Source organism: Lolliginicoccus lacisalsi (assembly GCF_014841105.1).
Taxonomy (GTDB): Bacteria; Actinomycetota; Actinomycetes; order Mycobacteriales; family Mycobacteriaceae; genus Lolliginicoccus; species Lolliginicoccus lacisalsi.
In genome coordinates, this window is record NZ_JACYWE010000009.1 from 1 (window position 1) to 20,195 (window position 20,195).

The 20,195-nt window shown below is 69.7% G+C and carries 18 protein-coding genes; 12 read left to right on the forward strand and 6 right to left on the reverse strand.

Annotation, left to right across the window (positions count from 1 at the left end):
- Positions 1-225 precede the first annotated feature (225 nt).
- Positions 226-612 carry a DUF3817 domain-containing protein gene (locus HT102_RS13620; protein ID WP_192039992.1) on the forward strand — a complete coding sequence of 129 codons (387 nt, stop codon included), beginning with the start codon at positions 226-228 and terminating at the stop codon, positions 610-612.
- Positions 613-697: 85 nt separating this feature from the next.
- Positions 698-1,660 (forward strand): tetratricopeptide repeat protein, encoded by a 963-nt coding sequence (locus HT102_RS13625; RefSeq protein ID WP_192039993.1) that lies wholly within the window; start codon positions 698-700, stop codon positions 1,658-1,660.
- Positions 1,661-1,667: 7 nt separating this feature from the next.
- On the opposite strand, the gene HT102_RS13630 is transcribed toward HT102_RS13625, so the two are convergent.
- Positions 1,668-3,008, reverse strand: coding sequence for a neutral zinc metallopeptidase (locus HT102_RS13630; RefSeq protein WP_192039994.1), 1,341 nt, complete (start codon positions 3,006-3,008; stop codon positions 1,668-1,670).
- Complete coding sequence (glgB, locus tag HT102_RS13635) at positions 3,001-5,313, reverse strand: 1,4-alpha-glucan branching protein GlgB (RefSeq protein WP_192039995.1); 2,313 nt, start codon at positions 5,311-5,313, stop codon at positions 3,001-3,003. The genes HT102_RS13630 and glgB overlap by 8 nt, the downstream gene beginning before the upstream one ends.
- Before the next feature lie 136 nt (positions 5,314-5,449).
- Here glgB and HT102_RS13640 point away from each other — a divergent pair, with 136 nt between their 5' ends.
- The 6 genes from HT102_RS13640 (at position 5,450) to HT102_RS13665 (ending at position 11,339) form a co-directional block, all read left to right on the forward strand.
- Positions 5,450-6,271: an ABC transporter ATP-binding protein gene (locus HT102_RS13640; protein ID WP_192039996.1), complete on the forward strand. Its 822-nt coding sequence runs from the start codon at positions 5,450-5,452 to the stop codon at positions 6,269-6,271.
- Positions 6,272-6,306: 35 nt separating this feature from the next.
- Positions 6,307-7,086 (forward strand): enoyl-CoA hydratase/isomerase family protein, encoded by a 780-nt coding sequence (locus HT102_RS13645; RefSeq protein WP_192039997.1) that lies wholly within the window; start codon positions 6,307-6,309, stop codon positions 7,084-7,086.
- Between the two features lie 53 nt (positions 7,087-7,139).
- Positions 7,140-8,156, forward strand: coding sequence for a class I SAM-dependent methyltransferase (locus HT102_RS13650; RefSeq protein ID WP_408611365.1), 1,017 nt, complete (start codon positions 7,140-7,142; stop codon positions 8,154-8,156).
- Between the two features lie 15 nt (positions 8,157-8,171).
- Positions 8,172-9,341, forward strand: a complete 1,170-nt coding sequence (locus tag HT102_RS13655; RefSeq protein WP_192039998.1) for a THUMP-like domain-containing protein — start codon at positions 8,172-8,174, stop codon at positions 9,339-9,341.
- A gap of 40 nt (positions 9,342-9,381) precedes the next feature.
- The gene (gene ald, locus HT102_RS13660) at positions 9,382-10,491 is read left to right on the forward strand and encodes an alanine dehydrogenase (protein WP_192040142.1); all 1,110 of its coding nucleotides are present in this window, start codon (positions 9,382-9,384) and stop codon (positions 10,489-10,491) included.
- Between the two features lie 89 nt (positions 10,492-10,580).
- The gene (locus tag HT102_RS13665; RefSeq protein WP_192039999.1) at positions 10,581-11,339 is read left to right on the forward strand and encodes an acyltransferase; all 759 of its coding nucleotides are present in this window, start codon (positions 10,581-10,583) and stop codon (positions 11,337-11,339) included.
- Between the two features lie 233 nt (positions 11,340-11,572).
- On the opposite strand, the gene HT102_RS13670 is transcribed toward HT102_RS13665, so the two are convergent.
- The 4 genes from HT102_RS13670 to HT102_RS13685 all read right to left on the reverse strand — a co-directional run bounded on the left by HT102_RS13670 (position 11,573) and on the right by HT102_RS13685 (position 16,093).
- Positions 11,573-12,415, reverse strand: coding sequence for an SDR family NAD(P)-dependent oxidoreductase (locus tag HT102_RS13670; protein WP_192040000.1), 843 nt, complete (start codon positions 12,413-12,415; stop codon positions 11,573-11,575).
- Between the two features lie 71 nt (positions 12,416-12,486).
- Positions 12,487-13,716, reverse strand: coding sequence for a glycosyltransferase family 4 protein (locus HT102_RS13675; protein WP_192040001.1), 1,230 nt, complete (start codon positions 13,714-13,716; stop codon positions 12,487-12,489).
- On the reverse strand, positions 13,713-15,275 hold the full coding sequence (locus tag HT102_RS13680) for a 1,4-alpha-glucan branching protein domain-containing protein (RefSeq protein WP_225443693.1): 1,563 nt from the start codon (positions 15,273-15,275) through the stop codon (positions 13,713-13,715). Before HT102_RS13680 ends, HT102_RS13675 begins: the two co-directional genes overlap by 4 nt.
- A 44-nt stretch (positions 15,276-15,319) precedes the next feature.
- The gene (locus HT102_RS13685) at positions 15,320-16,093 is read right to left on the reverse strand and encodes a class I SAM-dependent methyltransferase (RefSeq protein ID WP_192040003.1); all 774 of its coding nucleotides are present in this window, start codon (positions 16,091-16,093) and stop codon (positions 15,320-15,322) included.
- A gap of 306 nt (positions 16,094-16,399) precedes the next feature.
- Here HT102_RS13685 and HT102_RS13690 point away from each other — a divergent pair, with 306 nt between their 5' ends.
- The 4 genes from HT102_RS13690 (at position 16,400) to HT102_RS13705 (ending at position 20,142) form a co-directional block, all read left to right on the forward strand.
- Positions 16,400-17,185 (forward strand): electron transfer flavoprotein subunit beta/FixA family protein, encoded by a 786-nt coding sequence (locus HT102_RS13690; protein WP_192040004.1) that lies wholly within the window; start codon positions 16,400-16,402, stop codon positions 17,183-17,185.
- 42 nt (positions 17,186-17,227) lie between these two features.
- Positions 17,228-18,181, forward strand: coding sequence for an electron transfer flavoprotein subunit alpha/FixB family protein (locus HT102_RS13695; protein WP_192040005.1), 954 nt, complete (start codon positions 17,228-17,230; stop codon positions 18,179-18,181).
- Positions 18,182-18,421: 240 nt separating this feature from the next.
- Positions 18,422-19,267: a GNAT family N-acetyltransferase gene (locus HT102_RS13700; protein ID WP_192040006.1), complete on the forward strand. Its 846-nt coding sequence runs from the start codon at positions 18,422-18,424 to the stop codon at positions 19,265-19,267.
- Positions 19,264-20,142 carry a lysophospholipid acyltransferase family protein gene (locus HT102_RS13705; protein ID WP_192040007.1) on the forward strand — a complete coding sequence of 293 codons (879 nt, stop codon included), beginning with the start codon at positions 19,264-19,266 and terminating at the stop codon, positions 20,140-20,142. The genes HT102_RS13700 and HT102_RS13705 overlap by 4 nt, the downstream gene beginning before the upstream one ends.
- The last annotated feature ends 53 nt before the right edge of the window (positions 20,143-20,195 follow it).

Consider the following 20,195-nt stretch of genomic DNA (forward strand, 5'->3'; position numbering starts at 1 on the left):
CGTGCCAGGTGGTGTCTCACCACCAGCCTGGCAAACTACGAACTTCTATCGCGTTTGGCCGGTTCCGGTGCTTTTGCCGTCCCGCGGCCGTCCCGCGGCCAGCCGCGGCCGTCCAGCAGCCAACCAACGCCGCCCCGCGGCCAGCGCTCGGGGGTAGCAGCATGAGGGGCGTGATGTCTACGACATGATGTCGTAGCGATTGGCGTCGTGCGGCACAATGGCGGCATGCGCGCATCCCCCTACTTCCAGGACCTGTTCTCTCTCGCGACACCGGCCAAGCGGTTCCGGCTCATCGCCGTGATCGAGGCCCTGACCTGGGCGGGCCTGCTGGTTGGCATGTTCCTCAAGCATGTCACCCACACCACCGAGCTGGGTGTGCAGGTATTCGGGGCGCTGCATGGTGGCGCCTTCATGCTGTTCATCGCCATCACCGCCGCGACCGCCTGGAGCTTGCGCTGGAACTGGCGGGTCATTGCGCTCGCGCTCCTGTCGAGCATCCCGCCCCTGGCCACGGTTGCCTTCGAGGTGTGGGCGGCACGCCGCGGGCACCTGGCGGAGCTCTCCGCCGCGGTGCAGCAGGACGAGACCGTCGGCGCTCGCCCCCAGCGATAAGCCCCCAGGGATAGGCGCCCAGGGATAAGCCAACGGCGAACGCTCCTGGCTGTGAGCACGGCCTCGCTCATGCCAGACTAGGAACGTGACTGGACCTGGACGACAAACCCCTGCCGCCTCATTCGCTGGTGCCGTGGATCTCTCGGCGCTCAAGGAACGCGCTGCCCGCCGCTCCGCGCCACAGCCCAGCGCCCCCGCTGCTTCGCGGTCCGCATCGGACTCGCCCGCCGCGGCCTCGTCGGGCGTGCCGGTGATCGTTGATGTCACCGAGGCGACCTTCGAGGCTGAGGTGGTGGAGCGCTCTCACCAGGTGCTGGTGGTCGTGGATCTCTGGGCTCCCTGGTGCGAGCCGTGCAAGCAACTGTCCCCGGCGCTGGAGAAGCTGGCGCGGGAGGGCAATGGCAGCTGGATCCTCGCGAAGGTCGATGTCGAGGAGAACCCCCGCATCGCGCAGGTCTTCGGCGTGGAATCCATCCCGACGGTGGTGGCCATCGCTGGCGGCCAGCCGGTCCACGCGTTCTCGGGCGCGCAGTCGGAGGACCAGATCCGCAACTGGCTGGCCGAGCTGAAGAAGGCCATCGGGGACAAGCTTCCCGGCCTGCCCGCCGAGGGGGAAGCCGCGCCAGCGGAGCCTCCTGCCGATCCTCGTTTCGAGGCTGCCGAGGAGGCCCTCAACGAAGGGGACTTCGACAAGGCCGAGGCCGAGTACCAGAAGATCCTCGTCGAGGAGCCCCGCAATGCCGAGGCGAAGTCCGGGCTGAACCACGCTCGCTTCCTCGCCCGCGTGCGGTCGATCGATCCCGAGGCCCCGCGCAAGGCCGAGGCTGACCCGTCCGATATCGAGGCGCAGCTCGCAGCGGCTGACCTGGAAATCATCTCGCAGCAGCCCGGCAAGGCTTTCCAGCGGCTCATCGACGTCGTTCGTGCCACCGCTGGTGATGATCGCGCCGTGGCCAGGGAGCGGTTGCTCTCGCTGCTCGAGATGTTCGATCCCGCTGACCCGACCGTGCTTGCCGCGCGGCGGGATCTCGCTGCCGCCCTGTTCTGAGTGCCCGTCATCGGCTGCTGCATGCGGCTAGCCCGTCGCGGAAGCCATCCCCGAACGTGGCGATGCGGGTGATTCCTACGGGGATGGCGGCGGCGGCGAGGCTGTTGAGCGCTGGGTCGAGCAGGGCGGTGAGCGCTTCGTCGAGGTCGCCGGGAGAGAGATAGATCCTGCCGACGTCCTCGCGCGCGGTGGCGGCCGCCCATGCGCCCGCCTGGCAGAGGCCTCGTTGCACGGTCTCCGAACCGAGGTCGTCGGGTGATTCGAGGGCGTGCTGGGCCAGGATCGCGTGCAGCGCGATGATGCTGAACGCGCTGAAGTCGCCGTGTGGCCTCGCTGTATCGCGCGCTTCCGCCGCGTTCTGGAGCTGGGGGAGATCGAGCTCGAGAGCGTTGGTGCTCGGGCAGTGCTCCACTGGCGGCTGGAGCGCGCGGTCGAGGCACTCGCTCGCCGCCCGCGTGACCACCGCGGGCGGCGCTGGCCAGTCCAGGAACTCGGCCACGGAGGAGATCACGAGCCGCGCTGTTCCCTCGGTGACGGGCAGCTCTCCGCGATCGAGGGCATGCGCGTACCGGTCGGGCATCCCGGCCCTGCGCTGCTCGATCGTCCGGGCGGTGATGCTGGTGCAGGCTCGTGCCCCGTGATGCACGCCGATGGCGAAAGCGTCGATGCGGTCGAATCCGGTGCCGTGCCGGGCTTGCCCGATCGGGGAGGGGTCGCGCACGGTGAGCAGCGCGATGAGCACCGCGTCGAGCGCGTCGCTGGTATTCATGCGGAATCGTGCCGAGTGGCCACGCATGATGCTGCCCAGGTAGGTGCCGGCGAAGCAGTCTGCTTGTTGCTCCCACACGAGCGGATCATCGTGCATGCCGGGCAGTCCGCGCGTCGTGCTGATCGCGTGCCCGTGCTCGTGGGCGAGCACGAGAACGCCGGCGAGCGGGCCGAACTCGTCGATCAGCGCGGGGAAGCGGGCGGTGCGGTCCCATCCGATGGTCCGGGTGGCTGGGCAGTAGGCGGCGACTCCGAGGCTCGCCGCCGGGGCGGAGCAGAACATCATCGTGGGACTGGTGCTGTCGTATGGATCGATGGCTAGGTCTGCCGCCGCCGGTTCCAGCTCGTCGGCCCAGAATTCCGCGAGATCGGTGAGGGCGTGCGCGGCGATGATGTCGGCAGCGTGGTCTCCGGGCGGGCCCGCGAGCTCCACGGTGGGCGCGGGCGCGCCGGGCCGGACGCCGCTCGGCCCATAGGTGACGGGCAGGGGAGCGGCCTCCTCGCCTGGGGGCGAGGAGCACGCCGCGGCAGCGAGGGCACAGGCCACCAGGAGGCCGGGCCAGCGGTGCGGGCTAGCCATCGGTGTCGGGCCCGGCCCAGGCAAACCACATCGTGGTCAGCGCTGGAATAGTGATCACCGCGCATGCCTGGTGCCCGTGCCAGGGCGTCGGGAACGCCTCGGTCCTGCCGAGGTTGCCCTTGCCGCTGCCGCCGTACTCGCGCGCCGCGGTGTTGAGCACCTCGTTCCACTGGCCAGGCCTTGGCAGCCCGACGCGGTAGTGGGCGAGATCGGTGCCGCCGTGATTGGTGATGCAGGCCAGCAGGTTCTCCTCGCTGGCGCGGAGGAAGGACACGACACTGTTGCGTGAGTCGGCCGCGTCGATCCAGGCGAACGATTCGGGTGCTCCTTCCGAGCGCGAGAGCGCGGGGAGGTGGCGGTAGAGGTGGTTGAGGTCGCCGACGAGCAACTGGATGCCGCGGTGCAGGGAACTGTCCGCGGAGCCGGTCGAGATCTCGAACCAGTCGAGCCCGCGCATCTCGCTCCATTCCGCGGTCTGCGCGAACTCCTGGCCCATGAAGAGGAGCTTCTTGCCCGGATGTGCCCACATCGACGCGAGGAGCGAGCGCACGGTGGCTGCGCGCTGGCTGGCGGGGCCGGTGGCCCGGGACCACAGGGTGCCTTTGCCATGGACGACCTCGTCGTGGCCGAGGGGTAGCACGTACTGCTCGGTGAGGCTGCTCATCAGCGAGAACGTCACCTCGTTGTGGTGGTAGGCGCGATGCTCGGGCGATCGGGCGTGGTAGCGGAGCGCGTCGTTCATCCAGCGCATGTTCCATTTGAAGGTGAAGCCGAGACCGCCGAGCCGCACGGATCTAGTGACGCCGGGCCATGAGGTGGAGTCCTCGGCGATGGTGAGGCAGCCCGGGGCGTGGTGCTGCACGCTGCTCGTGAGCTCGCTGAGGAACTCCACAGCCTCGAGGTTCTCGCGCCCGCCGAGCTCATTGGGCGTCCAGCCACCGGGTGGCCGCGAGTAGTCGAGGTAGAGCATCGAGGCGACGGCGTCTACGCGCAGCCCGTCGATGTGGAACTCGTCGATCCAGTAGAGGGCGCTCGAGATCAGGAAGTTGCGCACCTGCGGCTTGGACCAGTCGAAGATGTAGGTGCCCCAGTCGGGGTGCTCGCCGCGTTGCGGGTCGGGGTGCTCGTACAGCGTGGTCCCGTCGAACCGGGCGAGGGCCCACTCGTCGCGCGGGAAGTGGGCGGGGACCCAGTCAAGGATCACCCCGATGCCCGCTGCATGGCAGGCATCGATGAGATAGCGCAGGTCATCCGCGGTGCCGTGGCGTGCGGTGGGCGCGTAGTAGGAGGTGACCTGGTATCCCCAGGAGCCGCCGAAGGGGTGGCCGGCCAGGGGCAGGAACTCGATGTGGGTGAAGCCCCGCGCCCGGGCATAGGGCACGAGCACATCGGCGAGATCGCGGAACGTCGCGGCGCCCTCGGCGAGCTCGCGCGACCACGAGGCCGCATGCACCTCGTAGATGCTGATCGGCTCGCGGGTCCAATCGGTGCGGGCGCGGGCGGCGAGCCACGCGGAGTCGCTCCACTCATGAGTCGCGGGCGCGGCGATGCGGGAGGCGGTGCGCGGCGGAACCTCGGTGTCGCGGGCGAGGGGGTCCGCTTTCTCGTGGACTTGCCCATCGTGGCCGTGGATGTGGAACTTGTAGAGCTCGCCGGGCTGGGCCGACGGCACGAGCACCTCCCATACGCCCCCGTCGAGCTGACGCATCGGGAAGGTGCGGCCCGACCACTGAGCGAAGTCACCTGTCACTGTGACGCCAGCGGCATGGGGCGCCCAGACGGAGAACGCGACTCCGGTCATGCCCTCGAGGGTCACGGATCGCGCGCCCAGCACTTCCCACAGTCGAGCGCAGCGCCCCTCTCCCAGCGCAGCGAGGGCGGCGACCGATAGAGAGGGAGCGAGCCGGTACCCATCGGCGGTGGTGTGCTCGCCGTTGGCGTAGCGGGCGGTGACCCGGTAGTCGAGTCGCGCGGCCTGGGTGCCATCGGGCAGCCGGGCGACGAAGATCCCGTCGCCCTCGGGCTCGAGCGGGAGCGGGCTGCCTCCGGGCAGCGCGGGGCCGGTCAGCTCCACGGCCAGCGCGTAGGGGCGCAGCACCCGGATCGTGCTTCCATGCGGTCCGAGGATTGCGTGCGGGTCGGGGTGATGGCCGCGCAGCAGGTGCTCGCGCTCGGCCGGGTCCACTGGAGCGGGGGGCACGGTAGCAGGGGGCACGGGAGCGGGGCCGAGCGGCGCGGGCGCGGGGGATCCCGCCCGGTGGTGGTCCCGCGGCCGGGCCTGCCGCTCGCCCGGGGGAACCGTCATCGCTTGCCCCGTCCGGTGATCCGCACCTATCCAGTGTGCCAGCCAGGCCCGGTAGCGCTGGAGCGGGGCCGCGCCTCGCTGCGCTTTCCGACACACTGGGGGTCCAGGCGTGTGGGCGGGGCGGATGTGGGACAAGATGGTAGCCGTGGGTGAACCGAATCCTGACCTGTTGCTCGAGTTCGATGACGTGCTGCTCCGCCGCGGCCGCAATACCCTCGTGGGGCCCGTTGATTGGCGGGTGGCGCCGGGGGAGCGGTGGGTGGTGCTCGGTCCGAACGGCGCGGGCAAGACGTCCTTGCTGCGGATCGCGGCCGCCGAGCTGCATCCCACGGCGGGCGAGGCGCACTTGCTGGGCGAGACCCTGGGCCATACCGATGTCTCGGAGCTGCGTCCCCGGATCGGCTTGTCGTCCGCGGCGCTGGCCCTGCGCGTCCCCGGCGAGGAATCCGTCGCTGACCTCGTTGTCTCCGCCGCCTACGCGGTGCTGGGCCGCTGGCGGGAGGACTACGACGAGATCGATCACGAGCGGGCGCGCGAGATGCTCGACGCGGTAGGGGCAGGACACCTCGCGGACCGCACCTATGGCACGTTGTCGGAGGGGGAGCGCAAGCGCGTGCTGATCGCCCGGTCCCTGATGACCGATCCCGAGCTGCTCCTGCTCGACGAGCCCGCGGCCGGCCTCGACCTAGGTGGCCGGGAGGACCTAGTGGCACGCCTGGCGGAGCTGGCGGCCGATGATGCCGCGCCGGGGATCGTCCTGATCACCCATCACGTGGAGGAGATCCCGCCCGGGTTCACGCATGCGCTGCTGCTGCGGGAAGGGCGCGCGGTCGCGCAGGGCCCCCTCGAGCAGGCCATCACGGCGGAGAACCTTTCCGAGGCGTTCCACCAGCCGATCAGCCTGACGGTGGAGCACGGCAGGTTCTTCGCTCGCCGCAAGTCATCGCACCAGCGCTGATCGGGAAGCGGGGTAGAACAGGGTAGCCTTCCAGCATGGCTGAATACGTCTCCCTCGAAGTGTCCGATGGAATCGGGACCATCTGGCTTGCCCGGCCCCCCATGAACGCGCTCAACCGGCAGGTGCAGGGCGAGCTGCAGGAAGTGGCCCGCGAAGCCACGCGCCGCGCTGATGTGCAGGCGGTCATCGTCTATGGCGGCGAGAAGGTCTTCGCCGCGGGCGCGGACGTCAAGGAGATGGCGGGCATGTCCTTCCAGGAGATGTCGGATGCCATCGCGGACCTGCAGGCCGGGCTCGGCGCGATCGCGACGATTCCCAAGCCGACCGTGGCGGCCATCACGGGCTATGCGCTTGGTGGCGGCCTCGAGGTCGCGCTGGGCGCGGACCGCCGCATCGTGGGCGACAACGCCAAGCTGGGCGTGCCCGAGATCCTGCTCGGCGTGATCCCTGGTGGCGGCGGCACCCAGCGGCTCGCGCGGCTGATCGGCCCTGCCCGCGCCAAGGACATGGTCTTCACCGGTCGTTTCGTGGGCGCAGAGGAAGCGCTCTCCATCGGACTGGTCGATGAGGTCGTCGCGCCCGACGAGGTCTACAACGCGGCGCGTGCCTGGGCGGGGCGCTTCGTGGGCGCGGCGGGCCGGGCGCTGGCTGCGGCGAAGGCCTCGATCGATCAGGGGCTGGATACGGATCTGGGCACCGGCCTGGCCATCGAGCGGCACTTGTTCGCCTCCTTGTTCGCCACCGAGGATCGCGCTATCGGCATGGAATCGTTTGTCGAGAACGGCCCCGGTAAGGCAAAGTTCACCGGCAAGTAGTGCCGGTACGAGGCCACCAGGACGACCATCTCCACGAGACAAGCAGGAAACACATGACGATGACTTCGAACGAGCCCACCCCCGTTGATGCGCGTGGCGAGGATCCCGCGCCCCGGCCGCACGCCACGGCGGAGGAAGTGGCGGCCGCCTTCGAGGACACCAAGCTCGCCCAGGTGCTCTATCACGACTGGGAGGCGGAGACCTACGACGAGAAGTGGTCCATCTCCTACGACGAGCGCTGCGTCTCCTACGCGCGGGGCCGGTTCGAGGCCATCGCGGGCGAGGATCAGCCGCTGCCTTATGAGCGCGCGCTCGAGCTTGGCTGCGGCACCGGGTTCTTCCTGCTCAACCTCATGCAGGCCGGAGTGGCCCGCACCGGCTCGGTGACCGACCTCTCGCCCGGGATGGTGAAGGTGGCGCTGCGCAACGCCGAGAACCTCGGCCTCGATGTCGACGGCCGCGTCGCGGACGCGGAGCGCATCCCGTATGACGACAACACATTCGACCTCGTCGTGGGCCACGCGGTGCTGCACCACATCCCCGATGTGGAGCAGTCGCTGCGCGAGGTGCTGCGCGTGCTCAAGCCGGGCGGCCGGTTCGTCTTCGCTGGCGAGCCCACCACTGTGGGCAACCTCTATGCCCGCAGGCTCGGCCAGCTGACGTGGTACGCCACCACCAACATCACGAAGCTGTCGGCGCTGCAGGCCTGGCGTCGTCCGCAGTCGGAGCTCGACGAGTCCTCGCGGGCGGCCGCGCTCGAGGCCGTCGTGGACCTACACACCTTCGAGCCGCGCAAGCTCGAGCGCACTGCCCGCAACGCTGGGGCCGTGGACGTCAAGGCCCGCACCGAGGAGTTCGCCGCCGCGCTGTTCGGCTGGCCCGTGCGCACCTTCGAGGCCGCCGTGCCCGCTGACAAGCTCAGCTTGCAGTGGCGGCTGTTCGCCTACCAGGCGTGGCAGAAGCTCAGCTGGCTCGATGAGACCGTGATGCGGCGCGTGGTTCCGCGCGGATTCTTCTACAACGCCATGATCACCGGTGTGAAGCCCGCGCCCGGGAACACCGCCGGCTAGGCCGCGCGCGGCGCCGTGGCCTACGAGTTCACTCTTGAGGATGTGGAGTTCCTCCGTTCCCCGCGCGGGACGGAGGAACTCGCCCGCGTCGACCACATGCCACTGACCGACCAGACCCTCGTCCGCGATATCACGAGGGCCAGGGAGCAGCATGGCTCCCGCGCCGGGGCACTGATCGAGACGATCCGGCTGCGCCGCCGGGCGCGGATCAAGCTCGATAGCCAGCGGCCATGGTTGCTCACCGCCGATGCCCTCGAGCAGGCCACGCCGGAGGTGGTTGCCCGGCACCGCGCCCAGCGGCTGCACGGCCTCGACATCCATGATGTGACGTGCTCCATCGGGGCGGATCTTGCTGTGCTCGCCGAGCATGGCGGGAGGGTCATCGGCAGCGATATCGACCCCGTCCGCGCCGCCATGGCCGCCCGCAACGCTCCCGCCGCGCTGGTCGTCCGCGCGGACGCGCTCGTGCCCTGCAGCCGCGGCGCAGTGGTCGTCGCTGACCCCGCGCGCCGGGCAGATGGCCGCCGGACCCATGATCCGAGCAAGCTTGTCCCCCCGCTGCCGGATCTGCTTGCCGCCTACGCGCGCCGCGACCTCGTGGTGAAGTGTGCCCCGGGGATCGACTACGACGCGCTGGGCTGGCCTGGCGAGGTGGAGACCGTCTCGCTCGATGGCGGTGTCCGGGAGACGACGCTCTGGTCGCCGGGGCTCGCGGGGCCGGGCGTCACGCGGCGGGCAACGCTCCTCCGTTCCGATGGTGCTCGCGACATGATCACCGATGCCGAGGCCGATGACATTCCCGAGCGTGCCGAGGGCGAATGGATCGTCGACCCCGATGGCGCCATCGTGCGCGCCGGGCTGGTCCGCCATTACGCCGCGCGGGAGGGCCTCTGGCAGCTTGATCCGCGCATCGCCTACCTCACGGGTGATCAACGCCCGCCCGGGACGCGCGCCCACCGCATCCTTGAGCGGGCGCCCTTCCGGGAGAAGCAACTGCGCGCGGTGCTGCGGCGCTATGACTGCGGTGCCCTGGAGATCCTCGCGCGGGGAGTGCGGATCGACCCGGACGAGCTGCGACGCCGCCTCAAGCCCACGGGCACGCGATCGCTGAGCCTCGTCATCGTCCGCATCGGTGATCGACCCGAAGCGTTCGTGTGCGAGCCGGCGTCCGCGAGCATCCCCTAGCGGGCACGCACTAGACTCGGAGGCCAAGGAGGCGATGACCGTGATCATTGGGGTTCCTGCCGAGGTGAAGAGCGGCGAGCATCGGGTCGCGCTCACCCCGGACGCGGTTCGCGAGCTAGTGGAAGCTGGCCACGACGTGCGCATCGAGGCAGGAGCGGGCGCGGGCTCGTCCTTCCCCGATGCCGACTACGAGTCCGCCGGAGCGGTCCTGTGCGACGCCAGCGATGCCTGGGCGGCCGAGCTCGTCACCAAGGTCAAGGAGCCCCAGCCGAGCGAGCACGACTACCTGAGGCCCGGCCTGATCCTGTTCACCTACTTGCACCTGGCAGCCACGAGGGAGTGCACCGAAGCACTCGTGGAGAGCGGGTGCACCGCCATCGCTTACGAGACGGTCGAGTCGCCGGACGGGGCTTTGCCGCTGCTTGCGCCGATGAGCTTGATCGCTGGCCGCCTCGCCACCCAGGTGGGGGCCTGGGCGCTGCAGAAGGCCAACGGGGGCAGGGGCGTGCTGCTCGGTGGCATCGCGGGGGCACCGCTGGCTGATGTGGTGGTGCTGGGGGCGGGAGCAGCGGGCAGCCAGGCCGTGGATGTCGCGGTGGGAATGGGCGCGCACGTCACGGTGCTCGATGTGAGCACCACCCCCTTGCGAGGGCTCGTGGCGCGGTACGGCAACCGGGTTCGCACCGTCACCGCCACTGCCGGGGCCGTGGACGCCGCGGTGCTGGCCGCGGACCTCGTGATCGGTGCTGTGCTGGTGCGCGGAGCGCGGGCACCACGCCTGGTGACCAATGACGTGGTGGCGCGGATGCGCCGCGGCAGCGTGCTCGTCGACATCGCGGTCGATCAGGGCGGCTGCTTCGAGGACACCCGCCCCACGACCCACGATGCTCCGCTCTACAGCGTGCATGGCTCGCGCTTCTACGCGGTGGCGAACATGCCCGCGGCCGTGCCCCGGACGTCGACGTTCGCGCTCGTGGACGCGACGCTGCCCTACATCAAGGCCATCGCGCAGCTCGGTTGGCAGGCTGCGTGCCGCGAGGACGAGGGCCTTGCCGCGGGGGTGAACATCACCGAAGGCAGGATCACCTGCGAGCCGGTCGCGCGAGCGCATGGGATGCGGCACGCGCCGCTGGATCTCGGCACCGCCTGAACCCAGCCGTGGCCTGAGCGTGCCTGAACCGGGCTTATCCGGCGAGTGCGGTATGGCTCCCCACCCCTCACGCCGTAGGCTTGCATGCCATGACGAGTATGTGGGGTTCGCCGTACAGGTTGCGGTGGCGGGCGCGGCAGCGCGAGGACGGGCAGGCACGGTTCCTGACGGTGGCGTCGCTGCGCTGGGTGCTGCGCAACAAGGCCTATACGCCGTGGTACCTCGTGCGGTACTACCGGCTGCTGCGGTTCCGCATCGAGAATCCCCACATCATCCTGCGCGGCATGGTGTTCCTCGGCAAGAACGTCGAGATCCACGCCACTCCGGGCCTCGCCCGCATGGAGATCGGCCGATGGGTGCACATCGGCGACGGCAATGCGATCCGCTGCCACGAGGGCTCGCTGCGCATCGGTGACAAGACCGTGTTCGGGCGCCAGAACGTGGTGAATGCCTATCTCGATATCGAGCTCGGCGATGCCGTGCTCGTCGCGGACTGGTGCTACATCTGCGATTTCGACCATGTCGTGGACGACATCACCCTGCCGATCAAGGACCAGGGAATCACCAAGGGGCCGGTGCGCATCGGGCCCGACACCTGGATCGCCACGAAGGTCTCCGTGCTGCGGCACACCATCATCGGCCGTGGCTGCGTGCTCGGCGCTCATGCCGTGGTCAAGGGCGAGATCCCGGATTTCAGCATCGCCGTGGGCGCTCCAGCAAGGGTCGTGAAGAACCGCAAGGACGCCTGGGAGCGCACCGCGGCGGAGCGGGCCGCGCATGAGGCCGCGCTCATGGACATCGAGCGCAAGAAGGCCGGCGAGAAGCCGGTGGATTCCGAGGCCAGCTAGCTGTAGACCGCTCTAGCGGGGTGAAGGGCAGGGCTCATGGCGGCGGCACGCGCAGCTGCTAGCCAATGTCACGCCCAGCCCCGGTGTGTGGCGGAGTCTCGCGTGACAACCACCAGCAGATCCTGGAGAGGAAGCCTGGCCAGGAGCACGCCATCGGCCCGCGCCGGAACGTGCAGCAAGAAGCCTCCCCGGTAGCGTGAAGCCGGGGAGGCCTCGTGCGTTGCGGTGAGCGGCTACTTCGTCGCGTCGGGAGCCTCGCGGCCCTTGAACTCCTCCATGCTGTGGTACACGCCGAGGACGCGTCCGGCGAGGAAGTCCCACGCACGGGTGGGGAGCACGCCCTTGAGGCCCTTGGACAGCAGGACGGTCTTGGGCAGGAAGAGCAGCGGCGTGCCGGCCTTCATCGCGGCCCAGCCCTTGTCGACGACTTCCTGCGGCTCGAGGATCGGGGCGAGCAGCGGTCCCTTGGCGCCCTCGAACATGCCAGTGTTGATGTAGCTCGGGCACACGGTGGTCATCTTGACGTGCTTGTGGCCCTCCTGCTCGAGCTCGAGGCGGACCGAGTCGCTCCAGCCGAGCACGCCCCACTTCGATCCGGCGTACACAGCCATCTTCGGGTTCGCGACGGTGCCGGCGGCGGAGGCGAGGGTGATCAGGCGCGAGTCCTCGTTGCGCTCGATCATCTCGTTGAGGAACGCGCGCGCGATGTACATCGGGGCGAGCACGTTGATATCGATGGTGAACTTGGTGTCGCGGATGTTGTCGTGCTCCCAAAAGAGCTTGCCGCGCACAACGCCGGCATTGTTGATCAGCACGTGAGGCGCGCCGACCTTCTTCTTGACCTCTTCGGCAGCCTTCTCGATCTGGTCGAGATCAGCGACGTCGACGACCTGGGCGAGGATCGTGCCGCCCGCTGAAGTCAGCGCGGCCTCGGTCTTCTCCAGCTCGGGACGGTTGATGTCCCAGATGACGACGTTCGCGGCGCCCTCCTTGACGGCCTTCTCCGCGAACAAGCGTCCCATTCCCATTGCTGCTCCCGTGACGAGCACGGTCTTGCCCTTGACTGAAAATCCCATGGCGTTGAGCCTATCCGAGCGGGGCCGCGCGCCGGCACTCAGATGCCGGATTCGCGGCAGAACGTGTCGCGTCAGCGTCCCGGGAGCGGGCGCTGCGGGACGTCGGGCCGGTGCAGGGGCGGGCGTGGGCGGCGCTGGGCGGAGGAGTAGACGTCGACGGTCGTGCGGGTGACGGTGGACCAGGCGAACTCGGTGGTCAGTCGCTCGTTGGCGGCCAGCGCCATCTTCTGGGTCAGCTCAGGCTCGTCGAGCGCGTTGCGGACCGCCTGGGTGAGCGCGGTGACCTCGCACGGCGGGAAGGTGCGGCCGGTCACGCCATCGATGACGGCCTCCCCGAGGCCGCCCGCGGTGGAGGTGATCAAGGGGGTACCAGCGGCCGCTGCCTCGAGCGCGACGATCCCGAACGGCTCGTAGCGGCTCGGCAGCAGGATCGCGGTGGCGCGGTGCAGCCAGCCGAGCAGCTGCTCGTGGTCGAGGGAGCCGAGGAACGTCACCCAGGGAGCGACGCCGTGCCGGGTCGCTTCGTCGGCGAGCCACTGCCGCTGGGTGCCCGTTCCGGCGATGGACAGGGTGGCGCCGGGGTGCGTCTTGCGAACCTCCGCGAGCGCGGCGATGGCATCGTGCACGCCCTTCTCATACTCGAGACGGCCAGCGAAGAACAGCTCGGGCGGGCCCTGGCGGCGGGCGCGGGCCGCGAAGCGCCACATAGTGGTGTCGATGCCATTGTGGATGACGGTGATGCCGGACAGGGCCGGGCCAAAGAGGGCCGCCACCTCGTCGCGCATGGATGCGGAGCAGGTGATGAGCGCGTCAGCGGAGTTGGCGAGCCACCATTCCACCGAGTGCACCTGGCGAGTGATTCGCCCGGAGATCCAGCCGCTATGGCGGCCGGCCTCGGTGGCGTGGATCGTCGCGACGAGCGGTGCGTCGCAGCGGTCGGCGATAGCGATCGCCGGGTGGGCAACGAGCCAGTCGTGGGCGTGGATCACATCAGGTGTCCAGGTGTCGAGCAGGGCCAGGCCGTGACGGATCATGGCGTGGCCCATCGCGAGCGTCCAGGCCAGCATGTCCTCGCCGAAGAGCAGGTGCGGGGGATCCTCGGCGACGGCGAGCACGCGCACGCCCTCCACGATGGTGTCGGTGGTCGGATGGGTGCCGGCATGCGTGCCCGACGGCTGGCGCGACAGCACGACGACCTCGTGCCCGGCCTCGGCGAGGTGGATCGCGAGGTTGTGGACGTGGCGACCAAGGCCACCAACGACAACGGGCGGGTACTCCCAGGAGATGATGAGGATCTTCATCGTGAGCCTTCGGTGCTGGTGGAGGTGGTGCTGCGCGCTGGGCGGAACCCGCGGGCATCGAGGGAGGGGAACAGCCCGTCGGCCTGGTTCCAGGCGGCAGCGAGCTCGCGTGCCCGCTGCTCGTCCCCGCGCAGGGCCGCCGAGGCGATCTCCCGCGCGGCGTGGGCATGCTTGTGGGCGCGACCGCGGGCGTACTCGACGGCGGAGTCCTTGCTGACCATGAAGGCCCAGTCGCTGGCGAGGCACAGCAGTACCTCGCGCAGCACCTGGTCCGCGACGGGGTCGCGCCCGGGCCCGGCGCTGGATCCCCGCTGGGCGAGCAGGTCGAGCCCGAGGTCACCGACCTCCTGGTTGAGCCGGACCAGGTCGGCGACCTGATCGCCGGCCCAGACCCGCCAGTCCTTGCCGGAGCCCCAGGAGGAGTCCTCGATGTCGGCGGGGGCGCCCACGTATCCGGCGGAGAGGGCGTCGGCAAGGGTGCCGACGGTGATGCCGCGCTCGGGCATGAGGCGCAGCACCGCGGCGAGCCAGTCGGGGCCCTCGTGCCACCAGTGGCCGAACAGCTCGGTATCGAACGCGGCGATGACATGGGCCGGCCGCCCGATGCGGGCGGACTCGTCGATGAGCCGCTCGCGCACGGTCTCGACGAAGTCCGCGGCGTGCTCCTGCACCGCTGCCGCTGCGCGGGCGGGGTCGTAGGGTGCTTTCCGCTCGGCGGGGGTGGTCTTGCTCGTCACCCGCGCGGGCTTGAGCCCAGTGCCGTGGTGGAAGGTGTGGAAGTCGCGGTAGTCGCGGTGGCCGGGATAGCCGGACTTCGGGGACCAGACGCGGTAGCTCACGGTGAGGTCGCGCCCGAACGCCACGACACTGGAGCCGCGCACGGGGCGGCCGAGCGTGGTGTCGCCGTGCAGGCTCGGCCCATCGACCATGAAGTGGGTGATGCCGCTGGCCTCGTAGAGGTTCTCCATGCCCGGGGTGTAGGCGCACTCGGGTGCCCAGATGCCGGTGGGCCGCGTCCCGAAGCGGTGCTGGGCATCGGTGAGGCCCGCGCGCAGCGCGCCCTCGCGCAAGGCCGGCTGGGTGAGCGGCTGGAACGTGTGGGTGAGCGGCCCGCCGAGCAGCTCGATGGTGCCCGCGGACGCAAGCTCCCGGACCAGTCCGGCTCCGCCGTGGCGCCAGTGCTGCTCGAAGTCATCGAGCGCGGCGGCGGCGTTGCGGTGCTCGCGCCAGCCGAGCTCGCGCAGCGCGGCGGGGCACGAGGCTGTTGCTCCGTTCCCGGCCCCCGGGGAGAGGGCGGCCTCGTGGGAGCGCAGTTGCCAGTCGGCGAGCCAATGATGCATCGCGGAGAGCGCGTAGGGGTCGTCGAGCTGCGCGGCGAGCACCGGGGTGACACCAAGGGTGAGGAGGTGATCGCGGCCCTCCGCGGCGAGGGCCCGGAGCGTGCGCAGGACCGGGATGTAGCTCGCTGCCCAGGACTGGTACAGCCATTCCTCGCCGACGGGCCAGCGGCCGTGGTGCGGCAGCCAGGGCAGGTGGCTGTGGAGTACGAGGGTGAACATGCCGGGAACCGGTGATGCGCCTGCCCCGGGGGAACGTGCCGCGCTCATTGCTTGGTGGCGATGGCGAGCAGGTCGAGGCTGTCATCGATCGATCCTGGGCGGATCTCGAAATCCTCGGCGGTCACGCCCGCCACGTCCGCGGCGAGGTCGTCGGGCCAGGGGATCCCGGCGATGGCGAGCTCGAGCTGGCGGTCGATGAGCGAGCCGCCGTGGTGCTTGTCGAGCGCGGAGAGGCGGGGGCCGTGGTGCACCCCTTCCATGGAGGTGACCCGCAGCCCGCCCTCGATGAGCAGCTCCGCGAGCTCGCGGGCGTCGAGCTCGCGGGTGTGGAACGGATTGAGGGGGGTATCGCGGCCGGGGGAGAAGGTGATCCGGTTCGGCGTGGAGATCAGTAGCTCGCCATCGGGCCGCAGCACGCGCGCGCATTCGCGGATGAATTGCACCTGGTCCCACAGGTGCTCGATGACCTGCAGGTTGATGACGACATCCACGGACTGGTCGGCGAGGGGCAGCGCGGCGAGGTTGGCGCGGGCGGCGGTGACGGCGGGGTAGCGCCGCGCGACGTGCTCGGTGGCCTGCTGGTCATAATCGAGACCGATGACGGTGCGTGCCTGCCGGGCGATCAGGTCTGCCCCGTAGCCCTCGCCGAAGCCGGCGTCCACGACGACCTTGCCGGCGCATCGCTGGGCGAGCGCGAGATAGACGATCTCGTGGCGGCGGAACCAGTAGTTCTCCTCGGCGATGCCGGGCACGGTGCGCTCGCCGGTGAGGGGCAGTGGCTCGGAGGTGTTCGTCGATGCGCTGGCGGAATCGGTCACGAGGGCAGCCTAGAGGCTGATCGGGCCGTTGTTCGAATCACGTCGTAGCCGTGTGGGATGGCGTGTCCGTGCTATTTGCTGTGTTGTGGTGCCTAAGCGTGCCATTCAGGGCGGTTGTAGAGTATGTTCAGCTTGGTACTTGCACATATGTTACTCGTCGGTAACCTAGGTGTAGGACACGGTTGCGTATCAAGCTTGACGAGCGCTCGGCCACCGGACGAGATCCGTGGCTCGTCGCGAGCGTCGGGTTCACACGCGCTACCGAAGCCTAGAATGCCACCACTCGCAGGAGGTCAAGGAAGACCCATGACAAATGTTGTCGTCTTGATCAAGCAGGTCCCGGACACCTGGTCCGAGCGCAAGTTGCGGGAGTCCGACTGGACCCTCGACCGCGACTCCGCTGACCCGGTGCTCGATGAGATCAACGAGCGCGCCGTCGAGGAAGCGCTGCTCATCAAGGAGAAGAACGGTGGCGAGGTGACGGTGCTGTGCGCCGGTCCCGACCGCGCTACCGATGCCATCCGCAAGGCCCTTTCCATGGGCGCGGACAAGGCGATCCACATCAACGACGATGGTATGCACGGCAGCGATGCCCTGCAGACCAGCTGGGTGCTCGCCAAGGCGCTCGGAACGGTCGAGGGTGTCGAGCTCGTCATCGCCGGCAACGAGTCCACCGACGGTCGCGTCGGCGCGGTGCCCGCGATCATCGCTGAGTACCTCGGCCTGCCGCAGCTCACCCAGCTGCGCAAGCTCGAGGTGGAGGGTGACACCGTCCGCGGCGAGCGCGAGACCGACGACGGCGTGTTCGGCCTCGAGGCCAGCCTGCCCGCGATCGTCAGTGTCAACGAGAAGATCAACGAGCCCCGGTTCCCCTCCTTCAAGGGCATCATGGCCGCGAAGAAGAAGCCGATCGAGGTGCTCACCCTGGCCGAGCTCGGTGTCGAGGGCGATGAGGTCGGTGTGTCCAACGCTGCCTCGCAGGTGACCTCGGCCGCCCCGAAGCCGCCGAAGGCCGCGGGCGAGAAGGTCGCCGACGAGGGCGACGGCGGCAGCAAGATCGCCGAGTACCTCGTTTCGCAGAAGATCATCTGATCGCCTCTCTGACGACACACAGACGAACAGGAGTAGCAACAAATGGCAGAAGTTCTTGTGCTCGTCGAGCATGCCGAGGGCGCAATCAAGAAGCTCACCACTGAGATGCTGACCGCTGCCCGCAACCTGGGCGAGCCGTCCGCAGTGGTCACCGGTGCCCCCGGCACCGCGGCCGCACTCGCCGACAGCCTCAAGGAGGCTGGCGCCGAGAAGATCTACGTGGCCGAGTCCGACACGTTCGACAACTACCTCATCACGCCCATGGTGGACGTGCTTGCCGAGCTGTTCGAGCAGGCCGATCCGGCAGCGGTCATCACCGGTGCCACCACCGAGGGCAAGGAGATCAGCGGGCGCCTCGCAGCGCGCCTTGGCCTGGGCCTGCTTTCGGACGTCGTCGCGGTCAACAGCGATGGCTCCGCCGTCCATTCCATCTTCGGTGGCGCGTTCACCGTTGATGCGAAGACCAACGGCACCCCGATCATCAGCATCCGTCCCGGCGCCGTCGAGGCGGAGCCGCAGGCCGGCGCTGGCGAGCAGGTGACCGTCGAGGTCAGCGAGCCCGATGAGAGCGCGGTCAAGATCACCTCGCGCGATCCGGTCGTCGCCGGCGATCGCCCCGAGCTCGCGGAGGCAAGCGTTGTTGTCTCCGGTGGCCGTGGCGTCGGCAGCGCCGACAAGTTCCACGTGGTCGAGGAGCTCGCCGCCTCGCTCGGCGGCGCCGTCGGTGCCTCGCGCGCCGCAGTCGACTCCGGCTACTACCCGGGCCAGTTCCAGGTGGGCCAGACCGGCAAGACCGTCTCCCCGAACCTCTACATCGCCCTCGGCATCTCCGGTGCCATCCAGCACCGCGCGGGCATGCAGACCTCGAAGACGATCATCGCCGTCAACAAGGACGAGGAAGCACCGATCTTCGAGATCGCCGACTACGGCATCATCGGTGACCTCTTCGACGTGGCTCCGCAGCTGACCGAGGCCGTCAAGAAGCGCAAGGGCTGATCCCAGCACCGCGCACGAACGGCCTAGCGGCCCCCGCAGGGATGCAAGTCCCAGCGGGGGCCGCTCTCGTCGCGCGGGGCGATGCGCATCACAGCGCGCCCACCTGTTCGCGGCCCGTTCACCATGGCGTGGCCTGCTCCATGCGATCCGGTCAACACGGACAAAGAGTTAACCAGCCTGGCATGGCACCTTCACTCCCGTGATGCGCGCCCGCCGATCTGCGCCGGTAGACACCGAGGCATGACCACTTCATCGGTGCTGATCCCGGCTCCCGCGGCGACAGCGAGCACACCGCGCTACTCCCTGCTGCTGTCCACGCGGCCGGACGACATCGAGGCCGCCCAGCGGCTCCGCCATGACGTGTTCCGGGCCGAGCCAGGCTTCAGCGACACCATCGGCGAGGACGGGCGCGACGCCGACGAGTTCGACGCCCACTGCGACCACCTCCTCGTCCGCGACGAGCACACCGATCGCATCATCGGCTGCTACCGCATGCTGCCCTCCGCCACCGCGAGCAGCATCGGCGGCTTCTACACCGCCACCGAGTTCGCGCTCGAGGGATTCGAGGAGATCCTCCCCAGCACCGTCGAGATGGGACGGGCCTGCGTGCACCCCGACCACCGCAACGGCGCGGTCCTGAGCATCATGTGGTCCGGCATCCTGCGCTACCTCCAGCACACCGGCAACGAGTGGGTGCTCGGGTGCGTGAGCGTTCCGACCCTCCCGGCCCCGGGCGATGTCCCCGGCGCCAACGTGCGAGCCGTGCGCGACCACGTGCTGGCCCGCCACCGCGCCCCCGGGCACATGATCGCGCGCCCCTACGAGCCGGTCGTCCTCGGCGGGGCCACCCTCGACGAGATTGCCCCGCCGGCGAAAGCGGACATCCCGCCGCTGCTGCGCGGCTACCTGCGCCTCGGAGCCTGGATCTGCGGCGAGCCAGCGCACGATCCCAGCTTCGGCGTCGCCGATTTTGTCACCGTCCTCGGAGTGCGCCACGCCAACGCCCGCTACCTCGCCAGGCTGGCCTCCGCCTCGGCCCCCGTCCCCGCGCCCACCGCCGCCCGGAATGGGTCGGAGGCACGATGACGAGCAGCACGCGCCACCACTGGTACCCGAGCAGCCCTTGCGGCTGCGGCTGCCTGCCCGCCGAGCGCGAGACCGTGCCCGCCCTCGTGGTTGCTCGCCGCTGTGCCCGGCTCGCTCTCGCGCTGGCCTCGGCTCCCGTGCTGCTCGGCGCGCGCCCTTGCCTGCCACAGAGCGTCAAGGGGGAGAGGCAGCGCACGTTCTTCCGGCAACTGCTCGGCGCGCTCGGCATCACGGTGCGTGTCCACGATCGCCGTGGCGGGCTCGAGGAGGGTCGCGCGCAGGGCCTGATCGTGTCCAATCATATCTCGTGGCTCGACCCGCTGGTGATCTCCACCACTGTCTCGGCCTCGTTCGTCGCGCGAGCCGATCTCGTCGAATGGCCGATCGTGGGATCGCTGGCACGGTGGGCCCGCACCATCCCGGTCCGCCGGGAATCGCTGCGCGACCTGCCCCGGGCGCTCGATCTCGTGACGGAGCGGCTGCGCCGTGGCGAGCGCGTAGCCGTCTTCCCCGAGGGCACCACGTGGTGCGGCCGATCCTGGGGCCGGCTGCGCCCCGCCTTCTTCCAGTCCGCGCTCGACGCGGGCGCATGGGTGCATCCCGTGCACGTGCGCTACCTCACCCAGGACGGCGAGGTCACCACCGTACCGAGCTTCGTCGGCGACGACGGCCTTGCCGCATCGATCGGGCGGGTGCTCAGCCAGCGCTCCCTCGTGGTGGAGCTCACGCTGCTCGCGCCCGAGCTCGCGGTGGGCGATCGGAAGCTGCTCGCGCAGCGGTGCGATCGCAGCCTCCGCAGCGCCGAGCACAGCGCCGAGCGCGAGGCTGGCCTGCGGCTGATGGCGGTTGGCCACACCGAGCGCACGGCGGCCTGAGGCCCACCCCCGGGGCGCTCGCGTTTGGTGGCCGGGCGCGGGTGGCGTCTATC

Bases quoted from the DNA above. Each gene is read 5' to 3' on its own strand.
- HT102_RS13675 (WP_192040001.1), bottom strand. From the start codon at position 13,716: ATGAAGATCCTCATCATCTCCTGGGAGTACCCGCCCGTTGTCGTTGGT.
- glgB (WP_192039995.1), bottom strand. From the start codon at position 5,313: ATGACGGTTCCCCCGGGCGAGCGGCAGGCCCGGCCGCGGGACCACCAC.
- HT102_RS13640 (WP_192039996.1), top strand. From the start codon at position 5,450: ATGGTAGCCGTGGGTGAACCGAATCCTGACCTGTTGCTCGAGTTCGAT.
- HT102_RS13700 (WP_192040006.1), top strand. From the start codon at position 18,422: ATGACCACTTCATCGGTGCTGATCCCGGCTCCCGCGGCGACAGCGAGC.
- HT102_RS13670 (WP_192040000.1), bottom strand. From the start codon at position 12,415: ATGGGATTTTCAGTCAAGGGCAAGACCGTGCTCGTCACGGGAGCAGCA.
- HT102_RS13705 (WP_192040007.1), top strand. From the start codon at position 19,264: ATGACGAGCAGCACGCGCCACCACTGGTACCCGAGCAGCCCTTGCGGC.
- HT102_RS13665 (WP_192039999.1), top strand. From the start codon at position 10,581: ATGACGAGTATGTGGGGTTCGCCGTACAGGTTGCGGTGGCGGGCGCGG.
- HT102_RS13620 (WP_192039992.1), top strand. From the start codon at position 226: ATGCGCGCATCCCCCTACTTCCAGGACCTGTTCTCTCTCGCGACACCG.
- HT102_RS13690 (WP_192040004.1), top strand. From the start codon at position 16,400: ATGACAAATGTTGTCGTCTTGATCAAGCAGGTCCCGGACACCTGGTCC.
- HT102_RS13630 (WP_192039994.1), bottom strand. From the start codon at position 3,008: ATGGCTAGCCCGCACCGCTGGCCCGGCCTCCTGGTGGCCTGTGCCCTC.
- HT102_RS13695 (WP_192040005.1), top strand. From the start codon at position 17,228: ATGGCAGAAGTTCTTGTGCTCGTCGAGCATGCCGAGGGCGCAATCAAG.
- HT102_RS13680 (WP_225443693.1), bottom strand. From the start codon at position 15,275: ATGTTCACCCTCGTACTCCACAGCCACCTGCCCTGGCTGCCGCACCAC.
- HT102_RS13645 (WP_192039997.1), top strand. From the start codon at position 6,307: ATGGCTGAATACGTCTCCCTCGAAGTGTCCGATGGAATCGGGACCATC.
- HT102_RS13650 (WP_408611365.1), top strand. From the start codon at position 7,140: ATGACGATGACTTCGAACGAGCCCACCCCCGTTGATGCGCGTGGCGAG.